This window comes from Prosthecobacter gellanilyticus, assembly GCF_007992435.1.
In the GTDB taxonomy this organism is placed as follows: Bacteria; Verrucomicrobiota; Verrucomicrobiia; order Verrucomicrobiales; family Verrucomicrobiaceae; genus Prosthecobacter; species Prosthecobacter gellanilyticus.
Window position 1 is genome coordinate 14725 of record NZ_BKAG01000025.1, and the last position, 23168, is coordinate 37892.

General features: G+C 59.8%; 17 protein-coding genes. 7 read left to right on the forward strand and 10 right to left on the reverse strand.

Annotated elements, in window-relative coordinates:
* Positions 1-14: 14 nt before the first annotated feature.
* The 3 genes from BGE01nite_RS16700 to BGE01nite_RS16710 form a co-directional block, all read right to left on the reverse strand.
* The gene (locus BGE01nite_RS16700) at positions 15-1808 is read right to left on the reverse strand and encodes a hypothetical protein (protein WP_146851627.1); all 1794 of its coding nucleotides are present in this window, start codon (positions 1806-1808) and stop codon (positions 15-17) included.
* A gap of 718 nt (positions 1809-2526) precedes the next feature.
* Positions 2527-2865: a hypothetical protein gene (locus BGE01nite_RS16705; RefSeq protein ID WP_146851628.1), complete on the reverse strand. Its 339-nt coding sequence runs from the start codon at positions 2863-2865 to the stop codon at positions 2527-2529.
* 90 nt (positions 2866-2955) lie between these two features.
* Positions 2956-5493 (reverse strand): bifunctional serine/threonine-protein kinase/formylglycine-generating enzyme family protein, encoded by a 2538-nt coding sequence (locus BGE01nite_RS16710; RefSeq protein ID WP_146851629.1) that lies wholly within the window; start codon positions 5491-5493, stop codon positions 2956-2958.
* Between the two features lie 146 nt (positions 5494-5639).
* On the opposite strand from BGE01nite_RS16710, the gene BGE01nite_RS16715 reads away from it, so the two are divergent.
* Positions 5640-6341 (forward strand): hypothetical protein, encoded by a 702-nt coding sequence (locus tag BGE01nite_RS16715; RefSeq protein WP_146851631.1) that lies wholly within the window; start codon positions 5640-5642, stop codon positions 6339-6341.
* A gap of 11 nt (positions 6342-6352) precedes the next feature.
* Here BGE01nite_RS16715 and BGE01nite_RS16720 read toward each other — a convergent pair whose 3' ends face one another.
* Positions 6353-7807: a DUF1501 domain-containing protein gene (locus BGE01nite_RS16720; RefSeq protein WP_246145743.1), complete on the reverse strand. Its 1455-nt coding sequence runs from the start codon at positions 7805-7807 to the stop codon at positions 6353-6355.
* A 43-nt stretch (positions 7808-7850) separates the two neighbouring features.
* Here BGE01nite_RS16720 and hemC point away from each other — a divergent pair, with 43 nt between their 5' ends.
* Positions 7851-8786 (forward strand): hydroxymethylbilane synthase, encoded by a 936-nt coding sequence (gene hemC / locus BGE01nite_RS16725; protein ID WP_170266840.1) that lies wholly within the window; start codon positions 7851-7853, stop codon positions 8784-8786.
* Between the two features lie 10 nt (positions 8787-8796).
* On the opposite strand, the gene BGE01nite_RS16730 is transcribed toward hemC, so the two are convergent.
* Entirely contained in the window at positions 8797-10083 is a 1287-nt protein-coding gene (locus BGE01nite_RS16730; RefSeq protein ID WP_146851636.1) for a Gfo/Idh/MocA family protein, read from the reverse strand.
* A 668-nt stretch (positions 10084-10751) separates the two neighbouring features.
* Here BGE01nite_RS16730 and BGE01nite_RS29415 point away from each other — a divergent pair.
* Positions 10752-10958: a hypothetical protein gene (locus BGE01nite_RS29415; RefSeq protein WP_218033013.1), complete on the forward strand. Its 207-nt coding sequence runs from the start codon at positions 10752-10754 to the stop codon at positions 10956-10958.
* 49 nt (positions 10959-11007) lie between these two features.
* Here BGE01nite_RS29415 and BGE01nite_RS16740 read toward each other — a convergent pair whose 3' ends face one another.
* Positions 11008-14085 (reverse strand): PVC-type heme-binding CxxCH protein, encoded by a 3078-nt coding sequence (locus BGE01nite_RS16740; protein ID WP_146851641.1) that lies wholly within the window; start codon positions 14083-14085, stop codon positions 11008-11010.
* Between the two features lie 211 nt (positions 14086-14296).
* Between BGE01nite_RS16740 and BGE01nite_RS16745 the strand changes: the two genes are divergently transcribed.
* Positions 14297-15163, forward strand: a complete 867-nt coding sequence (locus BGE01nite_RS16745; protein ID WP_146851644.1) for an MYG1 family protein — start codon at positions 14297-14299, stop codon at positions 15161-15163.
* Positions 15164-15243: 80 nt separating this feature from the next.
* Entirely contained in the window at positions 15244-16392 is a 1149-nt protein-coding gene (locus BGE01nite_RS16750; protein WP_146851646.1) for a hypothetical protein, read from the forward strand.
* 46 nt (positions 16393-16438) lie between these two features.
* On the opposite strand, the gene BGE01nite_RS16755 is transcribed toward BGE01nite_RS16750, so the two are convergent.
* Positions 16439-17050, reverse strand: a complete 612-nt coding sequence (locus BGE01nite_RS16755) for a DUF1294 domain-containing protein (RefSeq protein WP_170266842.1) — start codon at positions 17048-17050, stop codon at positions 16439-16441.
* A gap of 136 nt (positions 17051-17186) precedes the next feature.
* Positions 17187-18344, reverse strand: coding sequence for a glycine-rich domain-containing protein (locus BGE01nite_RS16760; protein WP_146851650.1), 1158 nt, complete (start codon positions 18342-18344; stop codon positions 17187-17189).
* A gap of 217 nt (positions 18345-18561) precedes the next feature.
* Between BGE01nite_RS16760 and BGE01nite_RS16765 the strand changes: the two genes are divergently transcribed.
* The gene (locus tag BGE01nite_RS16765) at positions 18562-19155 is read left to right on the forward strand and encodes a lysophospholipid acyltransferase family protein (protein ID WP_170266843.1); all 594 of its coding nucleotides are present in this window, start codon (positions 18562-18564) and stop codon (positions 19153-19155) included.
* Between the two features lie 12 nt (positions 19156-19167).
* A complete protein-coding gene (locus BGE01nite_RS16770; RefSeq protein ID WP_146851654.1) occupies positions 19168-20154 on the forward strand; it encodes a phosphatidate cytidylyltransferase in 987 nt (328 codons plus the stop codon).
* A gap of 219 nt (positions 20155-20373) precedes the next feature.
* Here BGE01nite_RS16770 and BGE01nite_RS16775 read toward each other — a convergent pair whose 3' ends face one another.
* Both BGE01nite_RS16775 and BGE01nite_RS16780 read right to left on the reverse strand, forming a co-directional pair.
* Complete coding sequence (locus BGE01nite_RS16775; RefSeq protein ID WP_146851772.1) at positions 20374-20820, reverse strand: transposase; 447 nt, start codon at positions 20818-20820, stop codon at positions 20374-20376.
* A 356-nt stretch (positions 20821-21176) separates the two neighbouring features.
* Complete coding sequence (locus tag BGE01nite_RS16780) at positions 21177-22955, reverse strand: polyprenyl synthetase family protein (RefSeq protein ID WP_146851657.1); 1779 nt, start codon at positions 22953-22955, stop codon at positions 21177-21179.
* Positions 22956-23168: the final 213 nt, after the last annotated feature.

Sequence of the window (23168 nt, forward strand, 5' to 3'; positions counted from 1 at the left end):
ACCCGGAGATCGGCTTATTTGGCCGGGCAGATCTTTTGATTGTTAGGCAGGAGCTGCGTGGAGATATCCACAGTGTCCGTGCCTGTATAAGGTGCTGACTGCGCGCGAAGCTGCATGAGCCAGGAGTAGTCAGCATCTCCCATCAAACCGCGGACGGCGTTCTGGCCGAAGATAGGCACGCGATACTTCACGCCATCAATGGTCTGGGTGACGTAGCGACCGTAGGGATCTTTTTTGAAGGCCACCGCGGCACCGGCGGAGAAGTGGCAGCCAGCACAGCTTTCCGTGGCGAAGATGATGTTAGGATCTGCGGCGAGTCCGGCAGGCAGGCGGTAGTCATCGGCCACAGGACCGGCGACTTGATTGCCTGACTGGAAGAAGGTTTCCATGGTGGTGTTCACCAGGAAGACGGGGACCACTTTTCCGGGGATCTTGTAGACAATGCTCTCGTAGGAGGATGGTAGCACTTGGCCGTTAGGCTGATTGGCGACACCATTGGTGAAGCCTGGGAAGCTCGGTGCGACGGGCCACTGGGTGCCGATCAGTTCATAGTATTGGAACACAGAGCCGAGGCTCTTCAGCGCTGCCTGGACCTGGGCATTGAGGGCTGCGGTGGCTTTGGGAACCGGCAGGACCATGGTAGCCTGCGTGGGATTCGTGGTGAGGGATTCATCCCAGGAGGTGAAGACTGATGGGCCGTCGTTTTTGCCGGTGGCAGGATTGAATTGTGCGACGGGTGCGGCGTTCTTCGGGGGAAGAGTATTGATCGGAATCGTGGGATTCGTGGTGTTGAAGAAGGTGGGCTTGATGGGGCGGCCCTTGCTGTCTTTTTGGAGGTCGTCGGAGTTGGTGTTGTCCACCTGCTCAAAGGTGGCCCAGATCCAGGTGGGGGATGATTCCGTCTTCGCGGTGATGTGCATGCCCACCAATCCGAAGTCGGCGGTGTAGGGCTCGCCCGTGAGCGGAATGACGCGGGCTTTGCGAACTAGGAATCGGGCGGGATCATCCTGATCACTCATCTGCTTCCAGGACATCTTGATCTCCATGGCCCCGCGCTTGGTGGTGCCTTTGTTGGAGGGGAAGTTGATCTGGTTTTTCGCGGTGTAGGCGATCTGGCCTTCCAGGTTGTAGAGCTTGTTTTCGACGAGGTAGTTGAACTCCACATCGTTCATTGCGGCCTGATAACGCACCCATTTGCCCTGCTGGTCGACCATGGGACCGGTGAAGGCCTGGAGGCTGCCGCTGGCTCCGCCGATGACTGGGAGAACGTAGTCGCCATCACCTGCTTTCTTTTTGTCCGCTGGAGTGCCGATGGACATGCCGGACATCCAGAAGGTCTTCTTCTGACTCTCGGAGACGGCGGATTTCCAGTCAGGTGGCGCAGCACCGTCTTTGCGGTAAACGAGTCCCGCATCGACGAAGGATTCCCACACGCGTGGTGTGGTGGAATCAGCGAGAGTTAAATCATTGTTAGGCGAGCCGTCAGGTTTCGCGGGCCAGTTCAGCGCGATGAAGGTCTGCCAGGAGAAGACATCAAACAGGCGCTGGGCAGGCGGAATGTTGCTGTCCGGAATGTTGTAGGGCGGATTGGGCTTCTTCGGCGTGTCACTCAGCGCTCGAAGCGCGGCGACATTTACGTCATAGGGCAGGTCCGACTTGAAGGGGACGGAGACGAGCAGCGCGGGATCTTTGGCCGGGCTGGCTTCCTGAGCGGGGCTGACGGCGGCGGCAGTCGTGCATGCGCCAATCAAGAAGGGGAGGAGGCAGCGTCCGGAGAAAACGTCATTGATGTTAAGATTCTGTTTCATGGCGTCGCTAGTCTAAATGGGGTGATGTTGGGGATGTATGACTATGACCGCATCGATAGCAGGACGAGTGCCAAATGGTGACGATGTTGTTTGTCTTATGTTTTTAGGTTAAAATACTCATTTCTTAGTGTTTAAGTTATGGTTGAAACATTGATGTCACATTTCGATGAGGGCGGGCTGAGTTCCGGAAGTGAGGGGTGGGCAGACGGGGCTTCTTCGAAGGTGACGGCTGCTTGAGTGTGTGTTTTAAAGTTTGTTAGGTGTGGGGTGAGGTGTCCAAAGGGTCCGCTTGGGTCCGTTTCGGTGGTGCGGAATCAGGTGGAGTGTGAGGGGCTATGAGTGTGCTTTTTTACAGGAGATTTGGAGTACTGGAGGATGGGACTGCGGGAGAGGCCGTTTACGGTCGTTTACAGTGGTTGACGCTTGTTTACGGTTGTTTGGAAGAGGAGCGGATCCGGCTCAATCCGACTGGATCCGACCTGCGCGAGGCCAGGGCGGAAGGATGGAGATGGAGGGATCGTGGGGCGAATCCGACTGAATCCGACCAGATCCAGGTATTTTTCACAGGAGATCTGGAGGGGGGAAAGGGCCGGGCTCACCTTTCGGACCAGGGTGGCCATTTGGGGCGACCCAGGCTGGTCAAGGTGTGAAGAGCGGCGTGCTGACGCGAGCCGCTACACGGGGCGATCCAAGTCAATCCAAGCAGATCCAGGTTGGATCACTGGCCGAGTTTTTTGCGGACGCCTTCGATCTCTTCGCGGCCCATGTCGATCTCGCGCTCGATGACGGTCTTGTCGCGACGTAGCTCGCGGATGCCATCGACGGTCCAGTAGATGCAACTGACGCTGAGGGCGGCAAAGAGGACGAAAAGGATGTGGCACATGAAGGCCATCTGGCGCTCCTGGGCCTTGCGGGCGGCGCGGTCGGTGTCCACATCCAGGACACCGAGGAGGTCCATCCACCAGAGGCGCCAGAGCTTGGTGTCACCGCCGATCTTCAGGACGAAGATGCAGAGCGAGAACGAAAGGATGGCAGTGATGGCGGAACCTACGGGCATGAAGGTCGTGAGAGTGGAGGGCGGATAAGGCCGGATGTCAGTGAGAGGAGCAACGGTGTCTGCTCGGGGAGGCGGGGAGTGATGATCCTGTCATTTCCGACGCTCGAGAACGACACGGAAGCCGATGGTGGGACGCTTGGTGTCCGATGGCACGGGAGTGCGTCTGGAGGAGAGGAGTTCGTCAGGATTGGAGGTGCGCCAGTTGCCGCCGCGGACAGTGCCGAGGGTGCTTTTGGTGTCGTTGGGCTTGGCGGAGTCGAAGTCAGTGTCCACCCACTCGCTGGCATTGCCGCCGAGGGCGATGATGCCGCGATCATTGGGCTGGAAAGCTCCCACGGGGCCAAGGAATGGGAAGCGATCCTCATAGCCTGGAATGAAGGACTCGAGGTTGGCTTTCCGCGCGCCATTGGCATCGGCGAGGTTTTCGACATTCGGCGGCGGAGGCCAGTCGAAGCCCCAAGGGTAGATGCCGCGGATGCGGCCATCGCGCTCGCTGGGCTTGGTGCCGCGCTCCAGGGGCAGGCCGACGGCGCGGCTCCATTCATCATCGGTGGGGAGTCGGTAGACATCCTTCGGATCGATGAGGCCGGCGTTGCGTTCGCGCTCAGTGAGCCAGGCGCAGAAGGCGCGGGCTTCCTCGCGGTCCACGCTGACGACGGGCTGGGTGTTGCCCTTGCCTTCACTGTCGAGGTTGCCAGGGCGGCGGATGTTGCTGGCGCTCCTGACGTACTCCATGTAGTCGCGACGGCGTGTCTCCGTGGCGGCGATCATGGTGGTGTCTGTGAGCGGGACGAAGCGCATGCCGAGGCCGTTTGCCTCCCAGGCGCGGCCGAAGGTCACGGCCTGGCGTGTCTGCATGTCACTGAAGAGCTCAAGCTGCTCGCCGGGACGGACTTCACCCTCAAGGACGACATCGGAGAAGCCTTCCTCACGCAGCTCATACTCCACGAGGCCGCTGCGGACGCGGGGAAGCTCCAGCGGTGTGTAACCGAGAAACTCCTCATGCTGGAAGACGCGGACTTTTTCCGGTGTGCTGCGGAGGGTGACGCTGCCGTAGGTCTGGCGCTCCACACGCATGTGGAAGGCCTGCCAGTCAGCACCTTCGGCTCCACTGGTGCCGGTGGGTTCGCCCTCGCGATCATCTGGCATGTCCTCAGCGCCTGCGGCGGGAGTATCGACATAATAGAAGGGTTCGACTTCGTAATGGTGCTCCTGGCTGAGGAGGCCTGCCTCGCGGTCGCGATCAGTAAGCCAGAAGCGGAAGGCCTCGGAGTCGCCGACGGGTGCGACGACGTAATAGGCGGTGTCCTTGCCGGTGCCTGCCCTAACCACACGTCCTTCAAAAGAGCGGCCGGTGGCTTCCAGGAAGCGCTTGAAGTGCTTGATCTCCACAGGCTGGACGGTGATGTGGCCGCCGGGTGCGGGTTTGAAGACCATGCCGAGGCTGTTCACCCACTTTTCACCCTGCTGCGGCAGGCGGGTGACCTCGAGCGTGAGATCGTACTCGGCAGGCTTGGAGCGGCTCGCGGTGTGCTCGATCTCCTGATGCTTGTGACCGGGCAGGCGGAGCTGGTAGATGATGGGCACGCCTTCCTCAGGATTCAGCATCAGCGGGGTGATGCCGAGATCATCCTCACCCGCATAGACATGGGCACCGGCAGGTGTGGTCTTGATGGTGAGCATGGGCGTGCTCTTCTGCACCGAGACCACGTTCATGGCGCTATTGCGCTGGGCGATCCACATGCCGAAGCCGACAGCCAGACTGAGGGTGATGACGGCTGCGGCGGCCCACTGCCACATGGCTTTGCGTGAGGAGGGCAGGGGCTGTCCGCGCATGTCCAGGGCCATCTCGCGGGCGCTCGTGTAGCGGTCTTTGGCCTTGGGCGCGCAGGCGGTGCAGATGATGCGGTGCAGGCGCTGCCAGGAGTCGAGCTTGTCCCCACTGTCACTGCAGGAAGGGATGTCCGGGAAGTCGAGGCGGTCCTTTCCAGTGCTGGCCTCATAGAGCACCATGCCTAACGAAAAGATGTCAGACGCGGGTGAGCCGGGCCCCTCGGGAGCGACGAAGCCCTCCGTGCCGACGAAGCTGCGCTGGCCGAGAAGGGCCACAAGGCCGATGTCTGCGAGGCGGCAGTGCCCATCAATGAAGATGAGGTTTGAGGGCTTCACATCCCGGTGGATGAGTTTGTTGTCGTGCAGGTGCTGGAGACCTTCGGCGACATTCGACCCGATGGCGAGGCAGCGGTCGGCCTTGAGCTGCTTTGAGCGGCGCATCTCAAGCCCCAACGTGTGAGGCTTGTAGGTGTCGGCATCGATATCGCGGCCTTTCTCCAGATCATCCGCCAGCTCCATCACATAGTAATAGAAACCCTGGGCATCACTGCGGCCGACCTGGAGGATGGGGACGAGTCCTGGGTGACGGCGCGAGATGGGCTCGTAGCGCTTGATGGCCTCAAACTCGCGCTCAAAGGAGTCCGCGTGGTCATAGTCCTCACGCCAGACGACCTTCACCGCGCGCAGCACGCCGGTGACGGAGCGGGCCATCCAGACCTCCCCATAAGCACCCCTGCCGATGAGACGGAGGGTCTCATGGTCGCGGACTTCAGGGGCTGGTCTGGCAGGGGACATTTGGAAAAGCCTGCTAACGTAGCCACTTCACGCAGCGGATGCCCAGAGAAAAATGGGGCATTCACCACCATACTAAGATTGACATGCAGCCGGGCTTTCGATTAGGAACGCTGCACACCGTGGCAAATGTGTAGATCTCCCGAGTTATGAAGCCTCTTCTTATTGCTTTTGCCCTTATCCCTCTTGGTGCCATCAATGCCGAGCCGAGAACCTTTACCAGTCCGGATGGTCGGACGATCCAGGCGGAGATCGCCGCGGCCACACCGGACCGGGTGACTCTGAAGATGACCAACGGTCAGACGATCGTGGCGCCGGTGGATAAATTTGTGCCGGCGGATCAGGAGCACATCGATGGCTGGCGGAAGGCGAACCCGGCGCAGATCAAATATCGGTTTGCGGCCGACTACACGAAGTCGAAATCCAGCTCAAGCAAAAGCGGCGGCAGCAGCGAGGTCATCACCACCGAAATGTGGGAGTGTAACATGAAGCTCACGAACCAGTCCGGCCAGACGCTGGAAGGTGTGACGGTGGATTATATCATTTACACGGATCAAATGAACCGAGGGACCAAAGTAACCACCGGGCAAAAGGGGCAGATCAAGATCGGCACCATGAAAAACATGCAGCAGATGGTGATGCAGACGGACCCGGTGCAGCTTCAAGGGGTGGAGCTCAAAGGTGGCTTCTATTACACGGATGGCAGCCGCCCACGTGAGAAGGAATCCATCCGGGGAATGGTGATCGAGGTCAGCCATGAGGGCAAAAAGGTCTTCACCTGGGCTTCCAACAATGTGCCCAAAGGGGCCATGACTGCCGAGGGGACTGAAGGCTCTCTGTTTGGCAAGTGAAGGGATGCGCCTTACGCGATCACTTCCTGGATCACCCTGCCATAGCTGATGGGCACCGGACGGTTCGCCACATCGCGGACCTCGGTGTCGTGACGGACGCCTAACAAATGATACATGGTGGCAGCGAGGTCGTCTGGCTTCACTGGTTTCTCGGCGGGGTATTCGCCGTTCTTGTCCGAGGCTCCATGGACGAAGCCGCGCTTCACGCCGCCACCGGCGAGGAGGGCCGTGTAGCACTGGGGCCAGTGGTCGCGGCTGATGTTTTTGTTGATCTTCGGCGTGCGGCCAAACTCGCCGACCCAGACAACCAGCGTGGTGTCCAGCAGGCCGCGGTCTTCCAGATCATTCAAGAAGGTGGGCAGGGTCTGCTCCGTCATCGGCATGTGGTATTTGTCGATGATGGGGAACATGCGGGTGTCGTTGAACCCATGGGTGTCCCAGCCGCCTTCGGTGGTGCTCTGGCCGCCGATGCTCGGGGCGAAATTGACGGTCACGAATTTGACCCCGGCTTCCACCAAACGGCGTGCCAGCAGGCAGCTCTGGCCGTAGGCGGTGCGGCCATAGGAGTCGCGGACTTTGTCAGACTCTTTGGTTAGGTCAAAGGCGGTGCGCAGCTTCTCGCTATGCAGCATGGCGAGCGCCTTTTCATAGTAGCCCTCGATGCCTCGGGCCTCGGCGGAGTAGTCGAGCAGTTTCGTTTGCGCATCGACGAGCTTTTGCAACTCACGGCGTGCGGAGAGGCGCTCGTAGCTGATATCCGAAGGCAGGCTGAGCTCCGGCAGGGCAAAGCTGGGCGAGCTGGGATCCCGCAGGACGAAGAAGGGATCATGCTGCTTGCCGAGGAAGCTGCCGCGCTGACCGGGGGTAAAGGAGCCATCACTCACGGTCCAGGGCAGGCTCACGGAGGTGGGGAGGGCTCCGGTCACGGGGGATAGGCGGTCCACCACACTGGCGTAGGCAGGGAAGAGGTCCTGGGTTTCCTTGAGCCGCTGGTCATCACTCGGCGGCGCATGGCCGCTCAGCGCGTAGTAGCCGGCGCTGTTGTGGTTCTTCATCGTGTGATGCATGGACCGGATGAGAGTCACTTTGTCCATGATCCTGGCCGTCTTGGGCAGGCGGTCGGAGACCATGATGCCATCGGCGCTGGACTTGATGGGCTTGTGAAAGCCGCGGATGCCTTCGGGCGCATCGGGCTTCATGTCGAACGTTTCCAGGTGGCTGGGGCCTCCCCATTGGAAGAGAAAGACGACCGATTTGGCCCTGGCGATGAGCTTGTCCATTCCGGCGGCCTCATTGGCCTGAAGCAGGCGTGGCATGGTGAGTCCGAACATGCCCAGACCTCCGGCCGTGAGCAGGCGGCGGCGCGACCAGGGGGCTGGCGCGCAGGGGCCGATGAGATCCGAAGGGGACATGGGGAGGAAACGTCCGCAGGAGGAGCGCTTTTGCGCCACAGTCCAGCGTTTCATCCTTTGCGCAGAGCGGGATTTGTGTGCAATCCTTCCGGCCCCCATGTCCAACCGTCCCCTCATCCTCGGCACTCGCGGCAGCGAGCTGGCCCTCACGCAGACCGAAATGGTCACCGCAGCGCTTCAGGCCGCGTATCCAGGTCTTGTCGTTGAGCGGAAGATCATCCAGACCAGTGGCGACAAGCGTCAGGACCTGCGCTTTTCCGAGTTCGCAGGCGTGGCCCAGGTGGACAAGGGCATCTTCATCAAAGAACTCGAGATCGCTTTGGAAAAGGGCGAAATCGATGCGGCTGTGCATAGCCTCAAGGACGTGCCGAGTGACCTTGCTGCTGGTTTCCAAATCGCTTCGGTGCTGGAGCGCGCGCCGATCGAGGACGTGCTCATCACGCGTGAGTCTTTGACGCTCGAGACCCTTCCCAAAGGTGCTCGCGTGGGCACCAGCAGTGTGCGCCGCGCAGCGCAGCTCAAGTGGCTGAGGCCGGATGTCGAGATCGTGGAGATCCGCGGCAATGTGCCGACTCGTGTGAAGAAGGTGCTCGGTGAGCAAGCGCTGGATGCAGTGCTGCTCGCGGCGGCGGGTTTGATCCGCCTGGGTCTGCTGAAAGATGGTCTCATCCAGATTGATGGCCAGACTTTGCATGGTCTGACCTTGGATCCGGTGGCCTTCCTTCCTGCCGCGGGGCAGGGGGCGATCGCTATCGAGTGCCGTTCCAATGATAACAGCTCACGAGGTTTGCTGCGTGCACTGAATCACGATGATACGGAACTACGTGTAACGGCGGAGCGCGAGTATCTGAAACTGCTGGGCGCAGGCTGCCAGACACCCGTGGGCGCGCACACCTGGATCAGCGGGGACCAGCTGCACATGTCTGTGCGTGTGTTTGACGAGGCGGATCTCTCCGCCAAGCCGCGTGAACTGGAGATGAACGGCCCGGTGAGCGATCCGAAGGCTCTCGCCCTCAGACTCGCCAAGGCCTAACCAAGAGTGATCAGAGCGGCTTGCCGTAGATGGTGTCAAACACCTTCGGCGAGTTCGGGTCGATGATGGTGATGCCATCATCAGCGAAGCGCGCGGTCACGGTCGCGCCCTTGCCTTCCTGCATGTACTTCCAGTTCAGGTCACGCACTTTGGCGGCGGCATCCACGATGGCGCAGGTGATGCGGGCTTCCTCGGCGGTGGGGTAGAGATGTGCGACTTCATCGCGCGTGGCACCGGCGAACTTCACGCGGCAGATGGCCACAAGAGCGACCGTGAGGCTGTCCACACCGTAACCGATGTAGGCCTTCGTGCCGTCATTGCGCAGCACATCGCGGGTGAAGTGGTTGTTGCTTGTGCGGGAGCCGCCGTTTGCGTTCCACCAGCGGAATCCGCGATACTGCTGGTCGCTTTCGACCTTGCCATCGGCACCCACGATCTCATGCCCCTGGTTCACCGGGCCTTCGAAGTCGGCGGGGGTGATCCAGTTGTTGTGGAAGTTGATGGACATGCCGTTGTCAAAGTCCACACGCACCTGCACGGCATCGTAGGCATTGATGCCGTCACGCACGAGGCGCTTCTTCTGGCCCACGGCGGTGAGGCTGACGGGCTTGGACTTGTAGTAGCTGTAGATCAGGTCCGTCCAGTGCGGGCCGACATAACTAAAAGGATCGCTGCTTTCCACCCACTTGAAGGTACTGGTGCTGACTTCGAGCGGCTCTTCGAGATAGGCAGTGCCGTAGAGCGGCGCTCCGATGCGGTTCTGGATGTCATCGCGAATGCGCAGATGGTCCGGGTCATAGCGCTTGTGCATGTCCACACCGACGATGAGGTTCTTCTCCTTTGCCGCTTCGATGATCTCATCCGACTCCTGAGTCGTGAGGCACATGGGCTTCTCCGTGAGCACATGCACCCCGGCTGCGAGTGCCGACAAAATCGGCTGTGTGTGCAGATGGTCGGGAGTGGCCACGGCCATCACATCGAGATCCGGAAAGTCACGCAGAATGTCATCCCAAGGCGCTTCACCATGGTAGCACTTCGGTTCATGGCCGGTGATGCTCTTGAAAGCCGCGGCTGACTTTTTCGCCGAGCCTTCCGAGCGAGTCGCCACGGCCACGAGATCAAACTTCACTGGAGCGAGATCGCGCGAGTGTTCATCAAGCCCGACACGCGCGAGTTGTCCCGCGATGCCGAAACGCTGGAGGTCCGCATAAGCCCGCAGATGCACATCGCCGCCGAACATGCCGGCGCCGACGAGAGCGAGTTTGATCGTTGGGGTGGAATCAGAGGCGGTGGACATAAAGCGTGAGGCTGGAAGGTGAAGGGCCGCATGAGAGCAGCACTCCCGCCCCTGTTCCAGCCCCGGCGTGAATGGCTTCCGGTATTTTTGGGACGGGGCGGGATCTGAGCTAGGAGCCCCGGCTTTAGCCGGAATCTGGTGAGCAAAGAGTGTTCAACCTGCGCCGATTGCCCTTAACGGCAGTGTGCCAAATTCAGGTCGCCTGCTGATTGATATCTTGTCACTTCCTCGGAGGTGTCTCACAATAGAAGTCAATGAGCGCGCCTTATTCCTGGCGTCGATGGACGCCTTCTCAACAAGAGCTGGTTCTGAGGCACCGTCAGCTTCGTCACCAGCCCTGGCATTCGCCGCCTCATTGGAAGGAGAATCACGGGCACCGGTTCTTTCTGATCACGGCCGCTTGTTGGGAGCATCGTCCTCACATCGGATACTCGTTGGAGAGACTGGACAGTTTCGCCGCTGACTTGCTGACGCTGCTACAAAAGGAGTGTGTGTCTGTCCCTTCATGGTGCGTCTTGCCGAACCATTACCATGCCTTGGTAGAAACGGAGCAGCTGGCCGCTTTGCTCAAGTGCCTGGGACTATTTCATGGCAGGACATCGTTTGCTTGGAACCGCGAGGAGGAGACTCGTGGACGCTCCAACTTCTACCGTTGTGTGGATCGGACGATGCGCTCGGAGAAACATCAGTGGGTGACCGTCAATTACATTCATCACAACCCGGTGCATCATGGTTACACAGCTCAGTGGCAGGACTGGCCTTGGAGCAGCGCCCATGACTGGCTGGAGTATCATGGGCGCGAGCACATGACGAGGCTATGGCGTGATCATCCCCTCCTGGATTATGGACGGGGGTGGGATGATGCTGAGTTTTGAGGAGCAGCGGACATTCGAAGATTCCGCCTAAAGGCGGGGCTCCGAACGATCAGTTCGCGGCCTCAATGAAGCTCAGGAGGTCGGCCATGTCTTGCACGCTGAGGCCGCTTTCGAGGCCTTCGGGCATGAGGCTTTGGCCGGCGGAGTTGCTGCCCTGGATGTTGGCGCGCTGCAGGGTGACCACGGCGCCGCCCATCATTTTGAGGGTCATGCTGTTCGCGTCATCGGCGGTGATGATGCCCTGCACGGTCTGGCCTTCCTTCGTGTTCACGGTGTAGGCGATGAATTGCGAAGCCACCTCCTTGTGCGGCTCCAGGATGGCCGTCAGCAAGGCATCACGGCCCTTGGTCTTCACGGTGGTGAAGTTCGGGCCAACTTCGATGCCGAGGCCATTTGCTTGATGGCAGGCCAGGCAGCGGGTCATGTAATGAGTCTGGCCAGCCTTGGCATCGCCCTTCATGCCTGCAGCTAGAGCGAAGGTCCTGGCCACTTCTTCGCGGGAGGGCGGAATCACAGACTTCAGCACTGTGGCCGCCAGTTTGGCGATGCTGGCATTCTTGTGCTTCGCCAAAGCCTGCACTTGGGAGGCGGCGAGGTCTTTCGGCTCGGGTCCACCCTTCGTGCTCATGGCTTCAAGCAAGGATGCAGCTCCATCGTCTCGGGCCAGGAGTGCGGCCAGAGAGGCTTCACGAGCTTTGGGCTTGAGGCCGGACCATGCGGTGAGCAGAGATGCGGTGGCGGATTTGCCTAACAATTCGTTCGCGGATTTCACAGATGCCGCTTGGATGGCTTCTGACTGGCCGGCTTTGAGTCCGGCTTGAAGTGCGGTTTCCGCTTGATCCTGGGTGGCTAGCGCGAGCAGCTCAATCGCCTGAAGCCTGCTGCTTTCCGTAGCCTGCGTATCTTGTGCCGTGGCAGAAGCCTGGGTGAAGACTGCGGCGAGCTTGCCTTCCTTGTCAGCTCTTGCGATGGAGCTGCCTCCCTTGCGAAGGCCAGCGGCCAGGGCCTTCAAGCCGTTGCGGCGCAAGGTGGGCGCGGTGGCTGGCTCCGCGAGCAGCTTGATGGCAAAGGCCAATGCCTTGTCTTGCTTCTGCTGGCCGATGATGGAGAGCAATCCTTCGGCGACCAGGTCTGTCAAAGCGGGCTTGGGTGAATGGACGAGCTCCTCCAGGATCGGAAGTGGATCGACGCCTTCACTGCTCAGGATGGCGGACACGATGAGCGGATTATTGCCGTCCTTGGCGAGGATGGTCGCCTGCCGATGCTCCGCACTGGCTCCAGCGATGCCTGGGATATGCTTGTAAAACTCTGGAATCAGCATGCCGTAGGTGAAGCGAACTCGTGGGGAGGGATCCTCCTCCAGCTTGTAGACCGCAGCGGCGATCTTGCCTCCATTCATGATCTGCGATCCAAGCACTGTGCCTCTTTCGCGCACCTGGGCGGAGGTGTCGCCAACTGCCTTTTCAAGGGTGTCCTCTTTGAGGGCGCCGGATGTCGCCAGGGTGTTCAGGATGTGAATCTTTTCGAGCTCGGAGGAGTCTTCAAGGAAGCGAGCCTTGAGCATCGGCGCCACTGCTTTGTCCTGCTTCTCATAGAGCAAACGCTGGGCGGTGTCGCGATGCCAGCCATTCGTGTGGCCCAGTGTCTTCACCAGTTCCTCGCTGCTGGCAGAGCCGAGCGTGACCTTCTGGCCTTTGCGCTCCACGCCTTTGTCAGGCACGATGCGCCAGATGCGGCCACGATCGTTGCCGCTGTTGAGATCGAGGTGCTTCTTGATCTCATCCGGCACGCTCCAGGGATGCTCGATCACCTCACGATACATATCGCAGACATACAGGCAGCCATCGGGCGCATTGGCAAAGTTCACCACGCGGACCCAGGTGTCCTTGCTGGCGGCAAACTCAAAGCCGCGCTCATCGGCGGGGCGCTCGCCTTCCAGGTTGATGCCGTCTTTGGCATAACGAATGATCTTGCGATGAATGAGCTGGCCGCCGGCATCACCGCTGAAGCTGTTGTTCACGAACTCAGGGCCATACGCATCGCCACGATAGATGGTGGTGCCGGTGGCACCGGTGAAGTAGCCACTCACGCGACCTCCGCCCTCGACACTGCCTTTCACCACACCGGCAATGCGCCAACGGGTGCGGATGATGCGCCAGGGCTCATCCGGACTGATGCGGAAGACCTCTGCGGCTCCACCATCCACCGCAATGCTGCGACGACTCGGGGGCATGTCGTAGAAAGAGTTGCGCGCAGTGTAGCGGTCATCGTAGAGCCAGTACTGAAGATGGTCCGAGTTCGAGCAGCCGAACTTGCGGCCGTAGTTGTCAAAGCTCATGCCATACTGCGCACCGCCAAGTTCCAAGCCGAACTCATGGGTGAGCGGATCAAACCAGAAGTCTTTGCCACCGAGTTCCTGCTCCTTGAGCTCAGGCTTCTTCAGGCACTTGATCACGCCGCGATTACCGCCACCCGCGAGCACATGGATGCGGTTGTCCTGGCCCCATTGAAAGCTGTTCATCAGGCCCTGCACGTTCAGGATCTTCAGGCCGGTGCCAAAGCCTGTGTAGACCTTCTCGCGCACCTCGGCCTTGCCGTCATCATTCTTGTCCTCAAAGCGCCAGATGTCCGGCGTGGCACCCACATACAGGCCGCCGTTGGACCAGATGAGCCCGGTGGGCCAGGGGAGGTCATCGGCGAAGATCTTGGAGGTCTCGAAGAAGCCATCGCCATCCTTGTCTTCGAGCATGGTGATGCGGCCGAGATGCGGTGTGACATCGCGCATCTCGCTGTAGTCGATCATCTCGCACACGAACATGCGGCCACGCTCATCAAAGCAGATGGCGATGGGATCCAGCACCTGTGGCTCATTCGCGGCAAGTTCGAGCTTGAAGCCCTTCTTCACCTGCCAGGTGGCTGCAGCATCCTTGGGGGGCACCGCTGGATAGCGCGGGAGATCCTTGGCAGGGTCCACCATCACCGCGTTCTTGGTCTCGCCATAGGCCTTGGCATAAGTCGTCTTCGTCTGGATGCCATCCTTCGGTGCCTGGGCCATGGCCAGGGCAGGGGAGAGCAGGAGCAAAGCGGGAGACAAGAGAGACAGCGGCGCTTTCATGGGCAGGAGCATGATGAAACCAACGCTCGCTGTGCACGACCTTCCAGCACGCCGAGGCACGGCTTCCGGTATTTTTGAGATAGGGTCTGAATCTGGAAATCTACTGGAGAAAGGCGAATTTTGAGTCAAAGGTCAAGGTTCCCGTCAAGAGGCCAAGAGCAGCGTTCAGCCCTCACCTCCGAGTAGTTCGTCCAAATCATAAGTCATAAATCGTAAATTGCTGATGCTTTCCCTCATCCTCACTCATCCCGGCGGCGCTCATAAGGACGAACTGCTCGCCTGCAGCCTCCTCGCGGCAGTGCATCGCGTGCCCATCGTGCGCCGTGAGCCGACAGCGGACGATCTTGCGGATCCAAGCATCGCGGTGGTGGATGTCGGTGGCGAACATGAGCCTGAGCGGAACAACTTTGATCATCACCAATTCCCGGCGGATCATCCGCCTGTGTGCGCTCTCAGCCTCGTGCTGCAACATCTCGGTGTGTATGAAGATGCTCGTCAGTTTTGTGACTGGCTGGAGCCTGCGGAGTGGTTTGACACGCGTGGTCCGAACGTGACTGCGAAGTGGCTGGGCGTGGATCGTGACACGATGAACAAGCTCAATTCACCCATTGATGTCACCGTGCTGCGCCGCTTTGCCAAAGTGAAGCGCCTCGAGCCTGGCGAACCGCTGTGGGAGATCCTCAGCTACATCGGCCAGGATCTGCTGGAGTATCTGCGCGATCTTCGTGCCCGTCTGGACTTCGTGGCGCAGAATGCCGAGATCTGGAATGTGGATGATCACGAGGTGCTCTTCCTCCCGCGCATCGAACCGATCCCTGACGAACCTTCCGCAGGCATTGGCCGCTATTTGGAAAGCATTGGCAAAGGGGAAAGTGTCGCCGCGCTGATCTATCCTGATCGTCGTGGCAGTGGCTACGGCCTCTCACGCCATAATGACGATCCGCGTTACGACTTCACCCGCATCGACAAAGAGCACGACGTGCACTTCGCTCATGCGCGCGGCTTCGTGGCCAAGACATCGGCAGGAGAGATCGGTCGCGTGAAGGAGCTTCTCGGCTTGGCGAGGGTATCGGCTGCTTCTTTGTCGTGAGTCGATTCGAAGGTCCAGAGACTCGGGCGGACGTTTCGTGATCATACAGGGGCATGGACTTCGTTTGATGAGCATCCCCCATGGTTTCGTCACTCATCTCGCTTGCTTGCCTCACGTCGTTCCTGTTGCTGCAGACTGCTCCAGTCCTTGCTGAATCGCCTTTCACCATATCCACGGAGCTGATTCGTGAGGGTAATGCGCCGCAGAGCCGCTGGACGATCCCGCGCGTGGCCGCGCTGGATGACCAGGGGAATGAGATGCTGATGACCTTGTCGAAGCTTTCCACGACAGGCACGGACGTCTATCGCGGGCTGGCCTTCATGACGACCAAGGATGGCGGTAAGACATGGTCAGCATTGACGGAACTGCCATATGTGGCGCGCCAGATTCGTGAGGGTATCATGGGCATGATGGGGGCCACGGTGCCGGTGTATCATCCGCAGACGAAGAAGCTTTTGTTGTTAGGGAACTGCGTGGGCTACACGAACTATGGCACGCCCAAAGTTAAGCTTACCGGGCTGCGCTATCCGGCCTATGCCGTGTACGACCCGGTCACCCAAAAGTGGTCCGAAAACTACACCGTGCTGGATGGCGAGACAGATGCGAACACCACCAGCGGCATGCCCTGGATCCAGCCGGATGGCTCGCTGCTCTGGCCCTGCAACGGTGGTCAGGTACTGAAGGCCTCGTTTGATGGCGAGAAGATCACCATCCTCGGTCGAAGCCCGCAGATCCAGGGACTTGGGAAACAGGTGAAGAACACGGGCGAGTATCATCTAACCAAGCTGGGTGATCGCTACTTCATCGCCATGCGTTGCCCGGATCAGAACCGTATCGCCGCCAGTGCGGATGGTCAGAATTTCGAGCCTGCCGTGGAACTGCAATGGGATGACGGCTCGCGCGTGCCCTCCGCTGCCACTCAGATGCGCTGGGTTCGGCAGCAGGGGAAGCTTTACCTCGTCTACACACGCACCAACGAGAATAGCAAAGGCATCTTCCGTGATCGTGCTCCGCTCTGGATGGCTGAACTGGATACCGCCACCCTGCGTCTGAAGAAAGCCACGGAAGTCATCGCCGTGCCCATTTCTCCTGGACGAGATGATCTCGGCAACTTCGGCACGGCTTATGTGAATGAGAACCTTTCACTCGTGACCACGTCTGAGTTTGGTCGCACACGCGGCAGCAACAGCCGGGTGTATGTCACCCGGGTGATCGCCAATGGGGAATGATGGCGCCGAAGGTGAAGTTGCAAACTCGAAGTTAGTTAGGGCGCTGCTAATTGGCACCCACCAGGCTCTTGACGAGCCGCCACTCGATCATGGAATCCAAGGCCACGAATTGATGGATAATGATGATCAGCCAGAATTTGATCTGATAGCTGAGCTTGGAGCTTTTGTGCCGCAGTCTCCGTTGTGCCATCCATGCGCCAGGCCAGCCGCCGATCATCTCCAAGGCATGGAGATAGATTTCAGGGATGCGCCTGGCCTCGGCTTGGGCCCGGCGCTTGTCACTGGCATAGACGTTGTAGGTGACCAGTGAGATGCATATCCCGTAGAGTCCGATCTCCAAGAGGGAGAAGTGCAGGTGATGCAGGGCCAGGACCGGCAGAATCAGCAGGCCGATCAGGACGAGCTGGTTTCTGGCGGGCCAGCGCAGTCCCTTGCCTCCTAGCGATACTGCGTTCTGGGCGCAGGGACGGCCTTGGGAATCCTCGCCCAGTGTGAAGCGCACCGTTTCACCCACCTGCGGTTCACTGCCCTTGCCGTGATAGTCACGCACATGCAGGAACACGTCCCGGTCTCCGCATTGGAGCCAGCCATAGCCTTTCTCGGTGTTCCACTTGGAGACCTTGGCCGTCAGCTCAGGGGATGGTTTGGAGGCGGGCATGGGCGGGAGGTCGGGGCTGGAAGCCTCCATTTTCGGACACAATGAGCCGCCGTCATCTCTTTCCTTGGCATGCGGCGGCTTTCGGAGAAGAGTGCCAGACTCCGGCGCAGTCCTGACCTCATGCCCTTGCTGGTGGTCACCATTGGATCAGCACGTAACCAGCCTGGCCGGGGTAGTTGTTTTCAAATTCACCGGAAGGGTGAAAGGGGCCTCCTGAACTTTGGTGAACTTGAAGTATCCTGGAGTTGCCTGCTTGGGTGTCGTCTAAAATGACCAGTGGAGGTGTGACAGTGCCGGTGATCACCTCTGCATTGGTGGGGCCTGTTCTGCCGATGTCGGCATCTGGGTCTGGTAATGCCAGCGCTGGCAGTCCTTCAATGCCAGGTATCGCACTCCGGCCTCCCTGAGACACAAGCTTGATCGAGGGTGTGCTCACACTGGCAAAAGACGAGTTGCCCCCAGCTGGAGATGGCCCAGCATCTACGTAAGCACCACCGGCGCCCACGGTGACGGTCCACGCACTTCCGGGGACGACGTTGAATGATTTGCGGGAATAGGCACCACTTCCCCCGGGCAAGGCATGCCATGCGTAGACACCTGCCCCCGCGCCCCAGACTTCCACCATGATCTTCGTCACGCCTGCGGGCACGGTGAAGGTGTGGCTGCCTGGAGTGGCATATTCCCGCGCTCCGCTTGGCACTCCGCTGTCGTCGCCATTGACGACAAAAGAGAGCTTTGTTGGCGTGATCGATCCGTCAGGGATCTTAGTCTCAGTGACCGCTCCGTCGGCGATTTTGTCGCTTGTGATCGCATTGTTCACCACGGTCTGGGCAGTGGCAGCGCGCATGGCATAACCTGCGGTGGCGATCCGCTGGTCCGGGGCCAGCCTCTGCATGCCGTTTGTTCCATCCGTGAACCAGACGCGGAGACGGACGTCAGGGTTGTCAAAGACTGTCGGCGGCACCTCCGTCATGTTGGCACCTAGCAGCACCGAGTACACTCCGCCCGCCACGGCGAGTCCGATGCTGGAGGTCGGTTCGTTTCCCGTGGTGCTGGAGCCATCATTGCTCCAGAAGGTGAGGCTGCCGCTGGCGTTCACCAGAGCGAACTTGAACAGCCCGTTGCCGTTGAATGCTGATCCATTGACGGTGATCCGGCCTTGATAGGAAATGATGCCGGGGACCTGGGCCTGCGATGTCCCCGCGAAGCCAGCGGCCAGGAGCAGTGTGAGCAGACATGAGCGAAGCGCCGAGAAACAGCGGGAGGGTGACAGGTGGACGGCGGATTTTTTCATGGAAGGAGCAGACAGCGGGGAGGGGATTGATGCCCATCTAGAGGAGCATCTTTGTCATATATAGACATGGCGATCCTGCATTACAGAGTTTTATCGAAACGGGTGCGATTGCCGGCTTAAGCCCGCCATTCGCACAATCGACGCCACTTTGAGAACAATGGCTGCTGTTGTCTTTTTATGCTTGCCGAGAGGGCGGAGGCGGCATGAACTGAGTGCCATGCTTCCGAGCCGCGTTCTTGCTGCTGCTACCCGTCTTTTTACGGGCGTCAGGCGCCTGTCTGCTTCGCCGCATGGCGAGGGGCCGGCGATCTATTATGCGAACCACACGAGTCATCTGGACACGCTGGTGATCTGGTCGGCGCTGCCGGCGGAGCAGCGGGTGCTGACGTCACCGGCGGCGGCGGAGGATTATTGGAGCACATCGGCGCTGCGCCGGTATGTGGCGAATGAGATTTTCAAGGCGGTGCTGATCCCGCGGGAGGCGATCAAGCGTGACAACAATCCGCTGGACCGTCTTTCTGCCTGTCTGGAGGGCGGGAGATCGATCCTCATCTTTCCGGAAGGCACGCGGCGCACGGATGGGGATGTCGGGCCTTTCAAGTCGGGGCTTTATCATCTGGCGCGGCGGTTTCCGCATCTGCCGCTGGTGCCAGTGTATCTGGACAATCTGGCCCGTGTATTGCCGAAGGGCACGCTCTTGCCCGTGCCGATCATTGTGCAGGCGCACTTTTGCGCGCCGATCCATTTTGATGAAAAAGAGTCCAAGCAGGCCTTTCTAGACAGGGCGCGCGAGGCGATGCTGAATCACTGATTTCCCTCCCCCATGGATTCTGATACGCAGATACTTCTCACCGTTGTCGGCAGCATTCTTGTCATTGCGTCCGTCGCTGGATTCATCCTGGCGAAAAGCGCGAAGACCGAGGGCGCGAAAAAGACGATCGCGAACATGAACGCGCGTACGCGCTCATGGTGGGTGATGGCGAGTGTGTTTGGCTCCATGCTGCTGCTTGGGTCCACCTTCACCACGGTGCTGTTTGCCATGATCTCGTTCCTGGCGATGCGAGAGTTCATCACGTTGAACAAGACCGACCGGGCGGATCATGAGGTGCTGTTCTGGGCGTTCTTCATCATTCTGCCGTTGAATTACTTGTTGGTAGGCATGCGCTGGTATGGGCTCTTCACCATTTTGATCCCGGTGTATGCCTTCATCTTCATCCCGTTCCGCCGGGTGCTCACGGGTGAGACGAAGAACTTCCTGATCAGCACCTCGAAGATCCAATGGGCGCTGCTCGTGTGCGTGTATTCGGTGAGCCACATCCCGATGCTGCTGACGCTGCCGCTGAAGGACTATGCGGGCGAGAATGCGAAGCTGCTGTTCTTCTTTGTGTTCACCGCGCAGCTCAGTGATGTGATGCAGTATGTGTGGGGCAAGACCTGCGGGAAGCGGCCTGTGGCACCGCATGTGAGCCCGAACAAGACGCTCGAGGGCACGGTGGGCGGGATTGGCACGACGGTGGCGATCAGCACCTGCTTGTGGTGGGCGACTCCGTTCAATCTCTGGCAGGCAGCCTTGATGGCGCTGCTGATCTGTCTGGCAGGTTTCTTTGGCGGGCTGGTGATGTCAGCCATCAAGCGTGACCTCGGCGCGAAGGACTGGGGTGCTTCGATTGCAGGTCACGGTGGATTCATGGACCGCATTGATTCGCTGTGCTTTGCCGCGCCGCTGTTTTTCCATGTGTGCCGGTTTTTCTTCGGCACCGGAGCAGATGCACCGCCGCCGGAGTGGGTGCTGCGGTTTTTGGGGCGGTGAGGGGGGCGAGTGTGTTCGAGGAGTCGAGTGTTGCACCTTCGGCGCTCGGGTTCGCTGGTGACTGCCAAAATGGCAGAATCCCAGGCCGCTGGCCTGGGCTAAGGAGTGTCGGGCCCTTGGCCCTCAAGACAAAGGCTCGTATCAACCAGCATTGCTTAGTCGCGTTAGATCAGAAACGATATGGCAAAAGCTCGGTTCGCCGCTCTAAATCGCATCGCTTTAGTCCCAGACATAGCGCTCATCCCACTCTACTTCATATCGTTTCAGCAAGATGCGAAACTCATCCTGGAAGGTGATCACGCGATGATGTGACTCCTGAGTCTGGATGTATTTGATGACGGTTTTCTTCTGTGATGCCGCCACCGAAAAAGCGCCGTAGCCACTCTGCCAGCCAAACCCGCAACGAGTCTCTTTTTTCATCCACTTGCTGCTGTTGCTCTTCATTTTCTCGATCGTGTCGGCAACGGTCATCGTTCGAGACAAGGCGAACAGTGCATGCACGTGATCCGCGGTGCCACCCACCTGAATGGACACGTTGCCAAGGTCACCCAAGACGCCTGCCAGGTACGCATGAAGACGTGGGCGCATGGATGGGGAAACCATCGGTTCACGAGCCTTGGTGCTAAACACGGAATGAACCAAGATTTGCGATAACGACTGTGGCATGGCAGCAATGTAGAGACTTTCTAACCAACCCGTCACGCCCAAACCCATGGTGTCACGCGTGAATGGTATCGAGTGTGGTGTCGTCGGTTTTAAGCCTCGAAGAGGCGAAACTCCTTAGCCCAGGCCAACGGCCTGGGTTCTCGCAGGCCTATGATCCCCTCCAAACCCCGAGCGCCGAAGGTGCGACACTCGACTCCTCGGCTCCATTTGCCGCAACGACCACCGGCGTCGAGTGTCGGCCTTTCAGGCCTCCAGGTCGGGTTAAATAACATTTTCTCGCAGGTTCCCCAGGGCGATGCCCTGGGCTTAGGAGTGTCGCCTCTTCGAGGCTCAGAGCCCCAGATAATACGATCTCCTCACGCCACCTTCGGTTCGGGCACGAGGTGCTCGGCTTCTTTGGCGGCTTCGATGCGGCGGGCGGCGGTGACGGCGCTGTTTTCCATCTCGATCTCGCGGCACCAGCCTTTGATCTCGAGCTCGTTGAAGATCTTGCCGATCACGCGGCGCAGCAGGCCTTTGAGGTTCGGCATCTCGACTTCGGCCAGGGCGCGGATGGCGGCTTCCTTGTAGCTTTCCAGCAGGACTTGAGACTTCTCATAGGCACCGGTTTCCTCGGCCCAGGCGCGGATGGTGGGCTTGTCGGGGAGGGTGGTAGCGGTGCCGTTCCAGAGGGCTTCCATGATGTCGGCCACCTCGTCTTTGCCGCGTTCGCGGAGAAGGGCGAGGATGATGCTCGGACGGATGCTGACGTTGTTGTCCGCAGCGGAGTCATCACCCAGATCGTCGAGGTCATCGCGGATCTGGTAGGCGATGCCGAGGTTCTCGCTGTAGGTGTGGAGGACGTCGGCGGTTTCCTCAAGCTGGCCGGCCATGGCGGCACCGATCTTGAGGGCGACCTCAAAGGCGGGGGCGGTCTTGCTGCGGAAGATTTCCAGCACCTGGGTGCCGGTGAGGGCCACAGGGTTGTTGTTCCAGAGCAGCTCGGCACCCTGGCCGCGACAGAGTTCGCGCTGACCTTCGGCAGCGATTTTCAAGCAAGCGCTGCGGATGTGGCTGGCGCACTGCATCTCGGCGAGGAGGCGGTAACCTTCACCGATGAGCAGGTCTCCGACATTCAAGGCAACACCAACACCGTATTCCGAATGCAAAGTTGGTTCGCCGTAGCGCTCGGCGTCGTTGTCCTCGATGTCATCATGGATGAGGGAGGCCTTGTGGAAGGCTTCCACGGAGATGGCGGCGAGCTTCAGGTCATCTGAAATCGGGGCCTCGGGATCTTCACGCAGGGCCTGATAGGCGGCGATGGTGAGGAAGGGGCGCCAGCGCTTGCCAGCACGGGCCAGCCACTCGCGGCCGATCTCCTCGGTCTTGCAGGTGGGCTTGCCGAGCAGGGAATCCAGAGCCTCGGGAGTGAACCAGGTCTTCACCTCATCATGCAGGGCATTGAGGTTCAGGCGGCGGGTTTTGTCCTCGCTGGTGAGGTGGATGTAGTCCCAGACCCAGTCGACATCCACGGTGGTGTCGATGCAGTCATCCTGAAGCAGCGGCACGGCCACGGCAGGGATGGCGGCGGCTTCCACATAGGGGAAGGTGCGCTCCAGCACGGAGAGGCAGGAGATGCCGACGATGGCCTCGATCTTGCCGGTCTGGATCAGGGACATGACGATGGCGCTGCCTTCGGCGACGAGGACCGCGTAGCCCAGCTTCTCGGCCTCGTTCTGGAAGTCCTGGATGCTGCAGAGGCCGCACTGTTTGCAGAGCAGGCCAAATTCATCAAAGGGCGCGGTGCACTTGCTCTCCACGCGCAGGCACTTGGGCATGAGCAGGAGGCGCTTCTCAAAGGGCACGCTGGCCAGGGACTCGCGCCAGGTCTCGTTCGCCAACAGCACGCCGGTGTAGTCGCGGTACAGCTTGTCGATGCCGTAGAGGGACATGATCTTGTCCGTGTGCCCCTGGAGCTCGAGCATGGGCACGGGGGGGACCAGACGGTGGTCCTCCATGTATTCGCGGACGGCTTTCAGCACGTGGTCACGGTCCTGCTTGGTCTGCGGGATGTTTTTCTTTGGTGGCCGGACGCGACGAGTCAGGCCGGGAATGACCGGGGGCAGGGAGGTGGAGCGGACAGCGACAGTGGACATGAAGAGAGGTGGCTCAAAGCCTGACGAGCAGGCGGCTGGGGGGGAGGGAGCGTATGAATGTAACCGTGGAGGCGGGGCTTTGTCTTGCAAGGATTGCACATGTGGAAGTGAAATCGATGAAGGCTCAGCCCGGCGGGCGCGGATTCTTTTTGCTCATTACGAAGGAAAATGCGGCAGGGGCAAATTTTGCTCTTGTCCGTATCTCATGGTATG

Excerpts from the sequence above, each read along its gene's own strand:
- BGE01nite_RS16700 (WP_146851627.1), bottom strand. The coding sequence starts at position 1,808 with ATGAAACAGAATCTTAACATCAATGACGTTTTCTCCGGACGCTGCCTC.
- BGE01nite_RS16705 (WP_146851628.1), bottom strand. The coding sequence starts at position 2,865 with ATGCCCGTAGGTTCCGCCATCACTGCCATCCTTTCGTTCTCGCTCTGC.
- BGE01nite_RS16710 (WP_146851629.1), bottom strand. The coding sequence starts at position 5,493 with ATGTCCCCTGCCAGACCAGCCCCTGAAGTCCGCGACCATGAGACCCTC.
- BGE01nite_RS16715 (WP_146851631.1), top strand. The coding sequence starts at position 5,640 with ATGAAGCCTCTTCTTATTGCTTTTGCCCTTATCCCTCTTGGTGCCATC.
- BGE01nite_RS16720 (WP_246145743.1), bottom strand. The coding sequence starts at position 7,807 with ATGAAACGCTGGACTGTGGCGCAAAAGCGCTCCTCCTGCGGACGTTTC.
- hemC (WP_170266840.1), top strand. The coding sequence starts at position 7,851 with ATGTCCAACCGTCCCCTCATCCTCGGCACTCGCGGCAGCGAGCTGGCC.
- BGE01nite_RS16730 (WP_146851636.1), bottom strand. The coding sequence starts at position 10,083 with ATGTCCACCGCCTCTGATTCCACCCCAACGATCAAACTCGCTCTCGTC.
- BGE01nite_RS29415 (WP_218033013.1), top strand. The coding sequence starts at position 10,752 with ATGCGCTCGGAGAAACATCAGTGGGTGACCGTCAATTACATTCATCAC.
- BGE01nite_RS16740 (WP_146851641.1), bottom strand. The coding sequence starts at position 14,085 with ATGCTCCTGCCCATGAAAGCGCCGCTGTCTCTCTTGTCTCCCGCTTTG.
- BGE01nite_RS16745 (WP_146851644.1), top strand. The coding sequence starts at position 14,297 with ATGCTTTCCCTCATCCTCACTCATCCCGGCGGCGCTCATAAGGACGAA.
- BGE01nite_RS16750 (WP_146851646.1), top strand. The coding sequence starts at position 15,244 with ATGGTTTCGTCACTCATCTCGCTTGCTTGCCTCACGTCGTTCCTGTTG.
- BGE01nite_RS16755 (WP_170266842.1), bottom strand. The coding sequence starts at position 17,050 with ATGCCCGCCTCCAAACCATCCCCTGAGCTGACGGCCAAGGTCTCCAAG.
- BGE01nite_RS16760 (WP_146851650.1), bottom strand. The coding sequence starts at position 18,344 with ATGAAAAAATCCGCCGTCCACCTGTCACCCTCCCGCTGTTTCTCGGCG.
- BGE01nite_RS16765 (WP_170266843.1), top strand. The coding sequence starts at position 18,562 with ATGCTTCCGAGCCGCGTTCTTGCTGCTGCTACCCGTCTTTTTACGGGC.
- BGE01nite_RS16770 (WP_146851654.1), top strand. The coding sequence starts at position 19,168 with ATGGATTCTGATACGCAGATACTTCTCACCGTTGTCGGCAGCATTCTT.
- BGE01nite_RS16775 (WP_146851772.1), bottom strand. The coding sequence starts at position 20,820 with ATGCCACAGTCGTTATCGCAAATCTTGGTTCATTCCGTGTTTAGCACC.
- BGE01nite_RS16780 (WP_146851657.1), bottom strand. The coding sequence starts at position 22,955 with ATGTCCACTGTCGCTGTCCGCTCCACCTCCCTGCCCCCGGTCATTCCC.